11 protein-coding genes are annotated in these 13941 nt (G+C 55.4%); all 11 read left to right on the top strand.

Annotation, left to right across the window (positions count from 1 at the left end; translation table 11 throughout):
* Nucleotides 1-6: 6 nt before the first annotated feature.
* The 11 genes from BLV81_RS03060 to gcvH all read left to right on the top strand — a co-directional run bounded on the left by BLV81_RS03060 (nt 7) and on the right by gcvH (nt 13935).
* Nucleotides 7-783, top strand: coding sequence for a crotonase/enoyl-CoA hydratase family protein (locus tag BLV81_RS03060; RefSeq protein ID WP_092352265.1), 777 nt, complete (start codon nt 7-9; stop codon nt 781-783).
* Nucleotides 784-1063: 280 nt separating this feature from the next.
* A complete protein-coding gene (locus BLV81_RS03055) occupies nt 1064-4378 on the top strand; it encodes a hybrid sensor histidine kinase/response regulator (RefSeq protein WP_092352263.1) in 3315 nt (1104 codons plus the stop codon).
* Between the two features lie 236 nt (nt 4379-4614).
* On the top strand, nt 4615-5292 hold the full coding sequence (locus BLV81_RS03050; protein ID WP_092352262.1) for a response regulator: 678 nt from the start codon (nt 4615-4617) through the stop codon (nt 5290-5292).
* Between the two features lie 233 nt (nt 5293-5525).
* Entirely contained in the window at nt 5526-6083 is a 558-nt protein-coding gene (locus BLV81_RS03045) for a fimbrial protein (RefSeq protein ID WP_092352260.1), read from the top strand.
* 136 nt (nt 6084-6219) lie between these two features.
* Nucleotides 6220-6963, top strand: coding sequence for a fimbrial biogenesis chaperone (locus tag BLV81_RS03040; protein WP_092352258.1), 744 nt, complete (start codon nt 6220-6222; stop codon nt 6961-6963).
* 319 nt (nt 6964-7282) lie between these two features.
* A complete protein-coding gene (locus BLV81_RS03035) occupies nt 7283-9907 on the top strand; it encodes a fimbria/pilus outer membrane usher protein (protein WP_255364901.1) in 2625 nt (874 codons plus the stop codon).
* Nucleotides 9908-10002: 95 nt separating this feature from the next.
* Nucleotides 10003-10977: a fimbrial protein gene (locus BLV81_RS03030; protein ID WP_176992717.1), complete on the top strand. Its 975-nt coding sequence runs from the start codon at nt 10003-10005 to the stop codon at nt 10975-10977.
* Between the two features lie 164 nt (nt 10978-11141).
* Nucleotides 11142-11543 (top strand): hypothetical protein, encoded by a 402-nt coding sequence (locus BLV81_RS03025; protein ID WP_092352252.1) that lies wholly within the window; start codon nt 11142-11144, stop codon nt 11541-11543.
* Nucleotides 11540-12772: a beta-ketoacyl-[acyl-carrier-protein] synthase family protein gene (locus tag BLV81_RS03020; RefSeq protein ID WP_092352250.1), complete on the top strand. Its 1233-nt coding sequence runs from the start codon at nt 11540-11542 to the stop codon at nt 12770-12772. Before BLV81_RS03025 ends, BLV81_RS03020 begins: the two co-directional genes overlap by 4 nt.
* A gap of 17 nt (nt 12773-12789) precedes the next feature.
* A complete protein-coding gene (locus BLV81_RS03015; RefSeq protein WP_092352248.1) occupies nt 12790-13194 on the top strand; it encodes a hypothetical protein in 405 nt (134 codons plus the stop codon).
* A gap of 360 nt (nt 13195-13554) precedes the next feature.
* Nucleotides 13555-13935, top strand: a complete 381-nt coding sequence (gene gcvH / locus BLV81_RS03010) for a glycine cleavage system protein GcvH (RefSeq protein ID WP_092352370.1) — start codon at nt 13555-13557, stop codon at nt 13933-13935.
* Nucleotides 13936-13941: the final 6 nt, after the last annotated feature.

Raw genomic sequence — 13941 nt, 5'->3', positions numbered from 1 at the left:
GAAGCGATGCAGACTATCCTATTCGACACGGACGGCGCCATCTGCACCATGACGATGAACCGGCCGCTCAAGCGCAATGCGGTCGACCGTCCCATGGCAGAGGAATTGCGCCTGGCGTTTGAACGCTTTGAAGCTGATGCGGCGCTGAAGGTCGCGGTGTTAACCGGCGCCGGCGGCCAGTTTTGCGCCGGCGCCGATCTCAGCACTGTCGGCGATCCGGCCTTGCGCAATGAACTTGATCCGGAGGGCGCCGGCAGCGGCCCGCTGGGGCCGACCCGCATGGCGCTGTCGAAACCGTTGATTGCTGCGGTCAACGGCTATGCGGTCGCCGGCGGGCTTGAGCTGGCATTGCTGGCGGATTTGCGCGTTGCTGACGAAGATGCCGTATTCGGTGTGTTTTGCCGGCGCTGGGGCGTGCCCTTGATTGACGGCGGCACGGTACGGCTGCCGCGGCTGATCGGCATGGGCCGGGCGTTGGACCTGATCTTGACCGGACGTCCGGTGGCGGCGGCCGAAGCCTTGAGCATGGGGCTGATCAATCGCATCGCGCCGCCTGGCGGCGCGCTGGCGGCGGCGCTCGAGCTGGCGCGCCAGGTAGCCGCCTTCCCGCAACAGTGCATGCTGGCAGATCGCCGCTCGGCGTATGAACAATGGGATTTGCCGCTGGCCGAGGCGCTGCGCCGCGAAGGCGCGCAGGGGGCGCCGATTGTGCTGGCCGAGGGTGAAACCGGCGCCGCCAGATTTACCTTGGGAGTTGGCCGTCACGGCCGCTTTCAAGACTGACTGAAGATCGGCCCGGTGTTGCTCTCAAGTAAGGCAAGTAGCATGACCGGATGCACTTCCTTGGCTTGCATCCTTGTCAATTTTGCTCCATCTCATCCCAGCTTACGCAATTTGATCAATATTTCCTTGAAACACTCGTTGCATCATTGTCATAACGACAATGATGGTGTTAGGATGCCGCCTTCGGAGGAATTTCAAGAGCGCATGATCACCACCGCGTGTTCTTCCGGGCATCGCGTAAGTCTCGTCCAAGATGGCAAAGTTACGGAGTCGGCAATAAATGGACACACTTGATTTGCTTGGCCGCTATCAGCGTGGACTGTTATGGAGCGGAGGCATTGCGCTGACCATCATGATTCTGGCTGCCAGCACGGTAGCAGTCAGGTCCAGCTTCAGGGACGATATCGCAGACGAACGCTACGTCTATCTGAGGCACAAGGCGCAGCTGTTGCTTGATATCGAGACCAAGCAATCGGCGCTGCGCCGCACCGTGATCAACGCGGAATTATTGTGGTCAGATCACCGCAAACCGCGCCAGGAACTGTTGCAGGACTTCGTCTCGCACGGTTGTCGCGCCGTCATCCAACGCAACAGCAAGGTAACTCCTTTACTGGTGTTGGGGTCTGCCGCACAAAAATGCACTGCATACATCGAATATCTGTCGCTCAGCGACGAGCTTGCCTATATCGGCAGCGCAAGTTTCCAGGCGCGGAAAGTACCGCTGTCCGTTTATTATTACGATCCGGAACAGACTTTTATCGGCATCTTTCCCGCACCTCCGCCGGGCGGCTCTATCAAGATGAGCGGCGCCAACGATGTTGCCGATCTGATCAAGCGGATCGATCCTGGTATTTATAACTGGGATGATCCTGTTGCCGCCAAGCGCTTGCGTGAATCGAGAAGTATTACCTGGCTACCCGCCGCGCGCGATCTATTTACCGGTGAAGAAATGTTTCGGCTGGTGCTTCCGGCATTCGATGGCGATCACCCGTTTCTCGTGTTCGTCAGCGGTTTGGCGTCGAGTGTGCTGTCGAAGTCCTTGCATCAAGATGCTTACGACGGCAATTTCATTATTCTCGACAACAGCGGCAAGCTGATCATGAGCGCATGGCGCGACCAGGCAACGGATCCCGGCCTGACCCAGCGCGTCATCGACTCTAAAAGCTGGCAAAAAGATCTACCGTCCCCCGATCACTACTTCGAAGCCGGTGATTTCACCTTTAGCGAGCCTTTGGCGGATACCGGCTGGGTGCTGGCTTATGCCTATTCTTGGCGCACCATCTTGGCCGCACGCTGGCCGGTGCTGCTGGGCTATGTGACGGGAACATTCATCGTGCTCAGTACGCTTTGGATTTTCCTGCTGTTATTCGAACGCAAGGTGTTCATGCCGATTTACCGGCATTCGCAACGCGTGTTCGAAAGCGAAGGTCTGAGCCGTACCATCATAGAGACGGCGCCAGTCGGCTTAAGCCTGTTGTCGATCGGCAGCGGCGAGACATTATTGAGAAACGAGGTAATGCGTTCGTATGACAGCAATGTCAAGCCGCTTTACAGGCAATTCCTTGATCTGTATTGGGGGCGGTTAAAGGCGCCAGGAACTGGTCGCAGCAAGCAGCTGATGGACCAGGATCTTGCGGTCACGGCGATAGACGGAAAAGTATCGCATCTGCTGGTCAATTTGATCGAAACAAAATATCAAGGCGCCGATGTCCTGCTGTGCAATTTTTCCGATATCACTACGCGCAAGCTGCTGGAGCAAAAACTGGAGGAGGCGCGTGTCGCAGCCGACGACATGAATCGCGCAAAATCCTCTTTCCTTGCGACCATGAGCCACGAGATAAGGACGCCGCTGAATGCGATTCTCGGAAATCTGGAGTTGCTTGAACGTTCGGCGTTGACTGAAATGCAGGCTGATCGCCTGAACACCGTGAGTTCCTCGTCGAAGGCCCTGCTGACCATCATCAATGACATCCTGGATTTTTCCAAAGTGGAATCAGGCCAGATGACCCTCGAGAATATCCGCTTTGACGCGATCGACTTGATTGAGCAGGTCGCAGCCATGTTTGCGCCGCTGGCCGACGCCAAAGGTCTGGGTCTGTTCCACACTGTGGCGCCGGACATGCCGCGTTTCTATTTCGGCGATCCTGCGCGCTTGCGTCAGGTTCTGCTGAACTTGATGAGCAATGCGATCAAGTTTACCGATAGCGGCAAGGTGAGTATCGCCGTTAGCCGTCATGTTGTTGCCGGCCAGGCGCCGTTGCTGACGGTCAGTGTCGCCGATACCGGCATTGGGATTGCCGCAGCCAGGCGATCCGGACTGTTTCAACCGTTTACGCAAGGCGATGCATCGATCAGCCGCCGCTTCGGCGGCAGCGGCCTGGGTCTGGCGCTGTGCAAACGGCTGGCCGAATTAATGGGCGGCGCCATTGTTCTTGAGCGCGGCAGCGCTGCAGGCAGCACCTTCACCGTCAGTCTGCCATTGCAGGCCGATGCCCCGGCATTGACCATGCCATTCACGGATGCGCCGCACATGGTCGTGCTGTGTTCTGTAACGGAGTGGCGCGCCTTTGTGGGCGAGCAGCTGACGCATTGGGGCATCCAGGCGCATATCATTGATGATCCGGCAGAGATGCCTGCGGCAGCGTTGCCGCTACTGATTTTCGGCGAATCGCGCGACTGGAGCTTCGCAGAGGAAGATCGGGCTTGCGAGCAAGCATCGTGGGTGATCGAGGCCGTGGAAGATGGCCCCAGAAGAGCTATCGCCAACGGCAAACGCAGCGTTGTATCTTGTTACTCTCTCGCTGGCTTGTACCAGGCCATCGCGCAGGCGCTGGCGCCGGAGACGATCATGGATAGCATTGAAGAAAGCGGGCCGGCAGTGAAGGAAGGGCTTGCAGGGCAGAGCGTGCGCATTCTGGTGGTAGAGGATAACAAGGTGAATTTGGCGCTGATCCGGGATCAACTCGATACGCTGGGTTATCAGGCCGACCTCACCGACAGCGGCAGCGCTGCGTTGGAATTGCTTGAAAAAAATCGATATGACATTGTGTTTACCGATCTGCACATGCCAAGGATGGACGGCTTTATGTTTGCTGTTCTGTTGCGTCGCGGGGGAGCGCAGTTGCCGATCATCGCCATCACCGCCCACGCTTCCCTCGAAGAGCGCAGGCGATGCCAGCAAGTTGGCATCGCCGATGTGATGATCAAGCCGATGTCGCTGGACGAGATCGATAACATGGTCTGCAAGCACGTCAATTGTGGCGTCAGGCCGGTATCGCCGCATGCGTCCGACTTGCAAAAGCCGGCGCTGAGCGTAAACTTGTTGCGAACATTGCGCTCAAGCAATTCCGATTCGATAGCTTTAATTCATCATGCATTGGCTGCGGGCAATATGCGGACTGTGGAGGAGCAGTTACATTCGATCAAAGGCGTGTTTGCGATGATTCGTGAGCCGGCTGTGGTTGCTGTCTGCGCGCGCCTGGAACATCTGGCCCGGGCGGTCGATGCGCCTGCCTTGCGCGCTACCCTTCCGGACTTCGAGGCAATGCTGGACGATGCGCTGACCGCCCTGGAGCGGTCCGCAGTTTCTCATTGAGAGACTGCCTGATCCGTCCTTATATGACATGCCGGACTTGTTCATCTGGACTGGTTTTATGTGTTTTCTGGCAATGCAAGTCCGTCCCGGTTTTCGTGATGCGTCGCAATATGTTTTCGTTTTGTAGCGGCGAAGCTCAGCGCGCAAGCGTCGAAATCAAAGGGAAGCGGGATTTGCATTTTGCATGAATTGGTGAAAACGGGATCCGTCCCGGAAATGCAGGGGGAATGCTTGTAATGGACAATTTTACGATACGCGTGGTCATCGCCGATGATCATCCAGTCATGATCATCGGCGTCGAGCAGGAATTGTCGACAGTGGGCGCCGTGACGATCGTAGGTTCGGCACGTAACTCGACAGAATTAATTGCGATTCTCGACAAAACGCCATGCGATGTTCTGGTGTCCGACTATGCGATGCCCGGTGGCGCATATGGCGATGGAATCGCCCTTTTTTCATATATCCAGCGGCATTACCCCATGACGAAGCTGGTCGTGTTGACCATGCTGGATAATCCGGCTGTGCTAAGCACTCTTCTAGCGCAGAAAATTTCATGCGTCGTGAGCAAATCCGATGCGGTCTCACATCTTGTTCCTGCGATCTATGCCGCGCATACCGGCAAAACCTATTATTCGCCGACCGTAATTAATATAGCTGAGGCTATGGAATTGGCTCCGCATGCGCGTGCTGCTCCCAAGGCGCTGACCCAGCGCGAAGCGGAAGTGGTGCGGCTGTATGCTTCCGGCCTGACAGTGAATGCGATTGCCGAGCAGTTGCATAGGAGCAAAAAAACCATCAGCACGCAAAAGACAAAGGCCATGGAGAAGCTGGGAATCCGGCAGGACGTCGATCTCCTCCGATACGCGATCGAAAATGGATTCATCACCTCGTCGCAGATGCCGTCGACGCCGTAGGGGGTGGATGGAGGGGTAGTAGGTCTCTAGCGGACTGTAACGTAAGCGCTACGGCATGCCTTACCAATCCGGGTCGATCAGGTTCAAATATAGGCGATTACCTATTATCGGACTGGTCCTATTTTCCAGGGTGTCCGCAGGTCATATGATGTCGTCTGCTCAACAAGTTGCTGGGCTCTTCTCCTTCCGCTGTATCTGCGTAGAAGGCAAAGTCAATCTCTAGGAATCTTATTATGAAAAAGCAAGCACTCATTATTGCGTTATTGGCAACATTCGGTTTCGCAGGCGCCGCGCAGGCAGCCGACGGCACAGTCACTTTTAACGGCCAGCTGACCTCTGTCACTTGCACTGTGCACGGTGGCGCGGCCGGTGCGGCAAGCGGCGATTTCACCGTTGCTTTGCCTACATTGTCGACTACGGCACTGGCGGCCCAAGGCGCTGTCGCCGGTTCTACCGGTTTCAATATCGTTGTTGGCGGCGCCGGCGATACCGGCTGCACCGATGGCACCAAGGCTTCCGTACACTACGAAGCATCCAGCCCATTGATCGACCCGGCAAGCGGCAACCTTAACCTGGCTGCCGGCAGCACCGCAACCAATGTTCAAGTGCAAATTACCGATGCGGGCGCGGCCAATGCGCCAATCAATCTGTTCACCAATACAACATCGACGCCAGTCGTTATTGCCAACAACACAGCGACATTGCCATTTGCGGCCCAGTACTTCGCCACCGGTGCTGCTACTGCAGGTACTGTCAGCAGCAACGTTCAGTACTCGATCGCGTTCAACTGATCCGTTACAGCGGATCCGGCATCAATTGAAATGAAATAGAGCGATTGCGGCCCTCCGTCCTGCCGCAAGGCATGGACGGAATTTGCAGGGATCGGATGCAGTCGTTGCTTCGAATTTGGTTTTACAAGGAGAGAAAATGCGCTACTTGAAATGGTGCTTTACCTTGCTGGCCTTGAGTCTCGCGGGCTTGTCGTCTCTGCCTGCTCAGGCCGGTATTGTGATGTCCGGCACGCGCGTAGTGTACCCCGCGCAGCAGCGCGAAGTCAGCGTCAAGCTGACGAATGACGATGGCAAATTTCCCCGTCTGGTTCAGGCGTGGATCGATACCGGGGATGAAAAACTCAGCGCTGAAAAAAGCAATGTGCCGTTCATCCTGACGCCGCCGGTGTTTCGTGTGGAGCCAGGCAAGAGCCAAGTGATGCGCATGGTGTATACCAAAGAGCCGCTGGCAACTGACAAGGAAACCTTATTCTGGCTCAATGTGCTGGAAGTCCCTCCCAAGGTGGGAAGCGAAGAAGACAACCAGCTGCGTTTTGCATTCCGCCTGCGCACCAAGCTGTTTTTCCGTCCGGCCAATTTGGCGATGAAGCCGGAAAATGCGCGTGGCAAGCTGGAATGGAGCCTGGTAAAGGTGGCGGGGGGGCAAGCGCTGCAGGTGCGCAATCCTACGCCGTACTACATCTCGTTCCAAAGCGTGGCTTTGGCCATAGGCGATAAGCAGATCAAGAGCGACGACTACACCATGGTCGCGCCAGGCGGCGTACAGCATTTTTCCCTGAAAAACGTTCCCGCCACGCCAGGCGCCGGCACGCACGTCGAGTTTTCCATCGTGGATGACTATGGCGCGTTTGTTCCGTTGACTGCGCCATTGAAATCATAAAACGTATTCCCCTGTTTTTCCGCCTGAGTAGCGAGCGGATTATCGAGAAGCATTCAGTGCCGGGATTGCAAGATCCCGCGCCGCCTTGCTTTCCATGCTGACATTCTGTCCATGTCTGTTGCCAGACGTGTGGACTTGCACATTCAATTTCGACCCAATGATGAATCGATCGCTACATTTTTCGCAAGCCAATCATGCCCGCCGCAACGTTAAGGGACGCGCTTCTTTTGCTGCGCGGCCACGCCTGCTCAGCGTGCTGATTTCCGCCATGTTTTCCGGCATGCTCTTACAGTCGAGTGCCGTTGCGGCTGTACCTGCCATGACATCGTCACTGGCTGCGATGAGATTCGACAGCGGCTCCTTCGCATCCGGCATGGGCGAACAGGCCGATTTGTCGCGCTTCGATAAGGCCAACATCGTGTTGCCCGGTATTTATCGCGTCGGCATCTCCGTCAATCAACACTGGCAGGGCTTGGGCGATGTCGTTTTTAGTAACGTGCCAAATCAGGAAAGCGCCGTACCATGTTTTGATCGCGCCATGCTCACCAGGTTTGGGGTCGATCTGGATAAAGTTGCGCGCGGCGACGGCACGCGCAGCGTAGCCGAAGCGGCTGCCCATCAAATCCCGGATGGCCCGCTGTGCGGCAGCCTGAATACCTGGATCGCGGATGCGACTGTGTCTTTCGACGCGGGCGAACAGACGCTTACCCTCACCGTGCCGCAGATATACATGAATCGGTCGGCGCGCGGCTATGTCGATCCGGCGCTACTCGATAACGGCGTCACCGCCGCTCTGCTTGGCTATAACTTCAGTTCCTCGGTTGCCACCAGCGGCAACGCCGGCTCGCAATCGTATCTTGGCTTGAACAGCGGCGTCAATTTGGGCGACTGGCGTTTTCGCCATCAAGGTGCGCAGGCATGGAATTCAATCACAGGCCGCTCGGCGTACCAGAATACAGCCACCTATGTTCAGCGCGATATCAGCGCACTCAGATCGCAGCTGGTGCTGGGCGACAGTTTTACTGACGGGCAGATCATGGATAGCGTGCGTCTGCGCGGGTTCAAGCTCGCCACCGACGACCGTCAAACGCCGCAATCGCAGCAAGGCTACGCGCCAGTGGTGCGCGGCATTGCGGAAAGCAACGCCCGTGTCACCGTCAGCCAAAGAGGCTACACGATTTACGAAACCACCGTGGCGCCGGGGCCCTTCGTCATCGATGACCTCTACCCGACCGGCTACGGTGGCGACCTGCGCGTGACCGTGACGGAAACCAATGGCCATCAAAGCACGTTTACCGTGCCGTACGCTGCGATACCGCAATTGCTGCGCCCCGGCGCCATCAGGTACAGCGTGGCGGTAGGCCAGCTTAGCCAATATAGCGGCGTCAGCAGCGCCACGCCATGGGTGATGCAAGGCAGCTTGCAGCTCGGCATCAATAATTTCCTTACCGGCTATGGCGGCTTGGCCGCTTCGGACGGCTATTGGCAAGCCAAGGTCGGCGCCGCAGTGAGCACCCCGATCGGGGCGTTCGCCGTCGACGGCGCGGCTTCCAACACGAAAATACAAGGCAGCAACACTTTGCAAGGGCAAAGTGTTCAGATTGCCTATAATAAAAATATTCCTGAGACGGGCACCAATTTCGCACTTGGGGCTTATCGTTTTTCCAGCAGCGGTTATCTGGGACTGAACGATGCCGTCAGTATGCGCAGCCTGGCTGCGCGCGGTGAAGACACCGGCCGCGTCAACCGCCAGCGCAGCCGTCTTGATCTGAACGTCAGCCAGGCGGTTGGCGCAGGTTCCCTGTTCCTGTCCGGCAGTTCGGTACAGTACTGGGGCGGCAACCTTGGCCGCCAGACATCTTTTTCCGCCGGTTACGGCGCAAACTGGGGACGAGTGAGCTGGAATCTCTCGGTGCAGCGCACCTTGTCGCAAGCAGCGCCGCTGACGCCGGAGCAATTACAGGCGCAGCAGCTGGCCAACGTGTTCTACGGCGCCGGCTATAACAGTGGCCGCAGCGACAATCGCATCATGCTGTCGTTGTCGATTCCACTCGGCCGCGATGCGCGTGCGCCTACCATGAACAGTTACCTGGCGCGCAACACGGGCTCCAGCAGCGGCAGCAACCTGCAGGTTGGCGTCAACGGCGCCATGGGCGAGGAGCGCAACCTCACCTACGGCGTATCGGGCAGCCATACAAGCGGCGATAGCGGCAACAGCAACTATTTCAATGCCAATGTGGGCTATCAGGCGAGCAGCGCGAATTTGAGCGCAGGCTTTAGCCAATCGGGCAGCAACGGCCAGGTCTCGGTGAATGCCAACGGCGGCATCGTCGCTTATCCCGGCGGCATATCGCTGTCGCAAGCGCTGGGAGATGCTGTCGGCGTCATCGTGGCGCCGAACGCCGCGGGCGCCAGTATCAGCAGCGCGATCGGGGTTACGGTCGATAACAGCGGTCATGCCGTAGCGCCGTATTTACGCCCTTATGAAAACAATACGATCGAGATTGACCCTAAAGGTTCGTCCGAGGACATCCAGTTCAAGGAAACCAGCAAGACGATCGCGCCGCGCCTGGGTTCGGTGGTCATGTATAAATTTGAAACCGACAACAGCCGCGCTGTCACCATCAAGGCGTTGCGCACCGATGGCAAGCCATTGCCGTTTGCCGCAGAAATATTAAATGAAGAGCAACAAGCGGTCGGTGTGGTTGGCCAGGGTAGCAAAGCGTTTGTGAGGGGAGTCGCCGATACCGGCGTGCTGACCGTGAAATGGGGTGACGGCGCTGACCAGCAGTGTCAGATGGCATATGCGCTGCCCGAGCGGGTTAAAGGGCAGCCAGTTGCCGGCTTTATCGAGAGTAGCTGTCAAGCGGCTGAATCATTGCCTGAGGCAGCGCCACCTTCTGCAGCAAGCGCATCTAAAACGCTCAAGGCTTCAAGCAAATAGAAAATGCGGCACGCCTGCTTCATTTGAGGAAATAGTGGAAGTAATATGGACAGAATAAGGGATTAAGCATGAATATCAGGAGTATTTTTTTGGGAATGGCCGGATTGTTCTTGATCTGCGGACAGGCTCAGGCAGCTTGCCGGCTGCTCGGTAATCCGTATGGCGCAACTAAGGTGCAGTTCAATATCAATATTGGCACCGTGTTTGGCGCTACCACGGCCACCGTGGGCTCAGTCCTCGCTTCGTACACGCTAACCGCCCCGTCTTTGTCACTGCAAAACGCGAATAATTATCTGGCTTGCCAGCTCGGCGATCTGGAAACTTTCAAGCCTTCGATGAATAGCGGCGCTGCGGTAAGCGGTTTTCCTAACGTCTACCGTACCAACCTGGCTGGCATCGGTTATCGCCTCACTTACTCTGACGGCGTGACTTTTGCGCCGGCCCAATGGACCAATCCCTATGGGCAATCGGGAAGTACGACTAGCGGCGGAATAATATATTTTCCGCCGGGACAATTTAAATTCGAACTGATCAAGACCGCAACCACTGTCGGCTATGGCCCGCTTTCCACGGGGGAGTATGGCAGCGATAATGTGCCGGGCTACCAGGCAATGCAGATATATGTCACTAATGGCGGCAACATTCAAAGCGGGGGCTGCACGGTAGATGCCGACTCCGTAAACAAGGTCGTCACATTGAGCAGTGTCGCGATAAACAAGTTTGCTGGCGTAGGTTCAGTTCAGGGAAATAAGGCATTTAACCTTAATTTAAGCTGCACCACCGCTCCGCCAAAGCTGCTGATTCAATTCAATGGAATTGCCGACAGTTCAGCTTACCCTGGCACTCTGGCCCTGGCCAGCGGTTCGACGGCGGCCGGCATCGGCATACAGATGCTGCATCAGAACGGCACGCCGGTAAATCTGGGGCAATTTGAATTGCCGGTCGTAACAGTAGTCTCGCCCGGCACGCGCTTTAGCATGGGCTTTTCCGGGCAGTACATTCAGACGCAGCCATCCTTGAAGCCAGGTAGCGCAAATGCCACGGCCACCTTTACCTTGCAATTCAATTAGCAGGCAGCGGTTGCGGTTTAGTTGCAATTAAGATAGCTTGCAGTCTATGCAAGATTAAGTAAAACTGCTACACGAGAAGCTGCTCCGCTCACGGACATGGCTGTCAACTGGTCAGGCTAGGGCAGGTCATCTAATACGTTATTGATATTTACCGGAACTGAAAAATGAAGCCAGACTTAACGCTTGATGAAGTAAAAAGCCAGATAGCGGCATTGGTCAGCGAGTACATGGGCGTCGATCAGGCATTAATATTGTCGGGCAAGAAATTCGATACTTTAATCGAGAATTTTGACTCGCTGGCTATGGTCGAAGTCCAGTTGCTCGTGGAGAAACATTATGGTTTTGACCTGGATTTTGAAGATACCAGCATGGACGCGTTTCCGGCGGATATCGACGAACTGGCGGAGGCGTTTTTACTGCAATATCAGAAGCATCGACAAAAAATAGAATTAAAAAAAGCGAAATCGCAGGCAGCGGAGTTGCAGAAAACGGAAGCGCAAGAAACAGAATTGCAAAACACGGAAGCACAGGAAGCGGAGCTGCAAAAACCGGGACTCGCGCAATGAACGGACATGCTGCGCGCAGGGTGGTTGTTACCGGCATGGGCGCGGTCACTCCGCTGGGCAATAACGTAGAAGATTTCTTCTCGAACCTGATCTCCGGCGCAACTGGCATACGCATGGTCGACGAATTAAGCGCGACACGAGGTTTCGGCGTCGTCGATGTGGATATGGCGGCGCATTTTTCCGTATCGGAAAACCGGCAACTCGACCGTGTCAGCCAAATGGCGATCATCGCCGCCAAGCAAGCCATAGACTCGGCAGGCAGTACGCTCTCGTTGCCGCTTGGTGAATCAGCCGGCGTTTTCTTTGGTACCGGGATGGGCGGAGCCGAATCCTTGCAAGAAGGCTATTTCGATTTTTATAAGATCACGCCCCAGAAAAAGATGCTGATCGTGCTGGCGGCGATGACGCATGCGCCGGCCTCCCATATAGGCTTACGGTATGGCATACAAGGCGAATCCCAAACCTATTCAAGCGCTTGTTCCTCATCAAGCGTCGCCATCGGCGAAGCTTTTCGCCGCATCCGCGATGGCTATCTTGATGTTGCGCTGGCTGGCGGCGCTGAAGCGTTATTGCTTCCGGCTATCATCCAGTCGTGGATAGACATGAAAGTGCTGTGCAAGGAATCAAGCGATTCTCCTGGCACTGGCTGCCGCCCTTTTAGCGCTGATCGCGACGGTTTTGCGTTGGCGGAGGGGGCAGGGGTGCTGGTGCTGGAGTCGTTGGAGCATGCCTTGCAGCGCGGCGCCCAGCCAATCGCCGAAATCGTCGGTTATGGCGTAAGCAATGATGCCAAGTCTTTGTCCAAACCGGATTTGCAAGGACAGAAACTGGCTTTTCGTCGCGCCTTGGCGGATGCGGATATTGCTCCAAAAAAAATCGGCTATATCAATGCGCACGGTACGGCAACTAAAGTAGGCGACGCGATTGAAACGGATCTGATCAAAGAGATGCTCGGCCAGCATGCTTACCGCATTCCTGTCAGCAGTACCAAATCGGCGCATGGACATTTATTGGGCGCGACCGGCGCCGTAGAAATGATTGCCACTATTCTTGCGTTAAAGACGCAGATTGTGCCGCCCACTACGCATTGGTCGCAGGCGGACAGCGCTTGCGATTTGAATTACGTACCACAGCGGGGAATGCCGGTGAAGGATCTTGAATATGCAGCATCGAATTCATTTGCTTTTGGCGGCAGCAATGCAGTTCTGATTGCAAGAAACTATAGATAGTTAACATAGGAAATCATATGAAATTCTTGAAAACACAAGAAGCCCAGATATGGGCGCCTAGCGATAAGGTTATTTGCACGGAACTGTGCCGGATCGGCAGCGTCGACATGGATCTTTGGCGCGCGGACGTACTTTACAGCAAGCAGAATTTCTCGGAACGTACTCTGCGTGGCTATCATTTCTGGGGCGTTCCTTATGTACGCCTGATGCAGAAGTATCCTATCTTCGCAAAAATCGCACAAATTCCTGTTACCTGGTTTATCGAGGATATTGCCTACCAAATGCGTGTCCGCCCAACAGGTAACTGGAAAGGCTGGGTCTTGCGTGAAATATTCTTCAAGCCTTTATGTTCCGTGATCGGCTTGCTGGCAAAAGAGAATTCCTGGAAGACATTGTGGGATGGCAGATCGACGCTTAATTAAACCGGGTTTCTCCTGAAATTTCGTCTTCCAGAGCAGACGTGAAATTGACGTCACTCTGGGAGGGCGAGAAATGGAGAAGATACCTGCTCAAAATAGAAAACATTTCGGCAGCATATACCTAGCACTTTCTATCGTTAAATCCCTCCGGCCTTTTCTGCAGTCTTTTTCTGGCATCTTCACCTCGTCTTTGTCCCATTTGCGGATAATTCTCAAAGAATCAATAGCTTAGCTCGTTACGCTTAAGTGTCGCGGATAGCCGCCATGTCGGATCGCAGCGTATCGCAGTATCATGCAAGGCGTTTCGGTCGTAAAATTCGAATGGGTAATTTGAATATCATGGTTTTTATAAAGGAGATTGGCATGGGTCAGGTGAAATATACCGTCGAGCATGAATGGTTGCGCGTTGAGGACGACGGTCTGGTGACAGTCGGCATTACCGATTTCGCACAAGGGCATCTGGGCGACCTGGTTTTTGTGCAACTGCCGGAAGTCGATAGCGAAATGGCCCAGGGCGACGAAGCGGCTGTGATCGAATCGGTCAAGGCCGCAAGTGAAATCATGATGCCGGTTGCCGGCAAAGTAGTCGAAATCAATACCACGTTGGCCGACGAACCTGGCAAGGTCAATGAAGATCCCTTGGGCGCGGGCTGGTTTTTCAAAATGAAAGTGAACGATATCGCCGAGTTGAACAGTTTGATGGATGAAGCGGCCTACGCTGCGATGATCAAAGGCCAAGCGTAAAGCACA

This window comes from Collimonas sp. OK242 (assembly GCF_900107095.1).
In the GTDB taxonomy this organism is placed as follows: domain Bacteria; phylum Pseudomonadota; class Gammaproteobacteria; order Burkholderiales; family Burkholderiaceae_D; genus Collimonas.
Note: the sequence above shows the minus strand (reverse complement) of the source record. Positions and strands in the feature narration are given on the sequence as shown.

Excerpts from the sequence above, each read along its gene's own strand:
- BLV81_RS03060 (WP_092352265.1), top strand. The coding sequence starts at position 7 with ATGCAGACTATCCTATTCGACACGGACGGCGCCATCTGCACCATGACG.
- BLV81_RS03055 (WP_092352263.1), top strand. The coding sequence starts at position 1,064 with ATGGACACACTTGATTTGCTTGGCCGCTATCAGCGTGGACTGTTATGG.
- BLV81_RS03050 (WP_092352262.1), top strand. The coding sequence starts at position 4,615 with ATGGACAATTTTACGATACGCGTGGTCATCGCCGATGATCATCCAGTC.
- BLV81_RS03045 (WP_092352260.1), top strand. The coding sequence starts at position 5,526 with ATGAAAAAGCAAGCACTCATTATTGCGTTATTGGCAACATTCGGTTTC.
- BLV81_RS03040 (WP_092352258.1), top strand. The coding sequence starts at position 6,220 with ATGCGCTACTTGAAATGGTGCTTTACCTTGCTGGCCTTGAGTCTCGCG.
- BLV81_RS03035 (WP_255364901.1), top strand. The coding sequence starts at position 7,283 with ATGACATCGTCACTGGCTGCGATGAGATTCGACAGCGGCTCCTTCGCA.
- BLV81_RS03030 (WP_176992717.1), top strand. The coding sequence starts at position 10,003 with ATGGCCGGATTGTTCTTGATCTGCGGACAGGCTCAGGCAGCTTGCCGG.
- BLV81_RS03025 (WP_092352252.1), top strand. The coding sequence starts at position 11,142 with ATGAAGCCAGACTTAACGCTTGATGAAGTAAAAAGCCAGATAGCGGCA.
- BLV81_RS03020 (WP_092352250.1), top strand. The coding sequence starts at position 11,540 with ATGAACGGACATGCTGCGCGCAGGGTGGTTGTTACCGGCATGGGCGCG.
- BLV81_RS03015 (WP_092352248.1), top strand. The coding sequence starts at position 12,790 with ATGAAATTCTTGAAAACACAAGAAGCCCAGATATGGGCGCCTAGCGAT.
- gcvH (WP_092352370.1), top strand. The coding sequence starts at position 13,555 with ATGGGTCAGGTGAAATATACCGTCGAGCATGAATGGTTGCGCGTTGAG.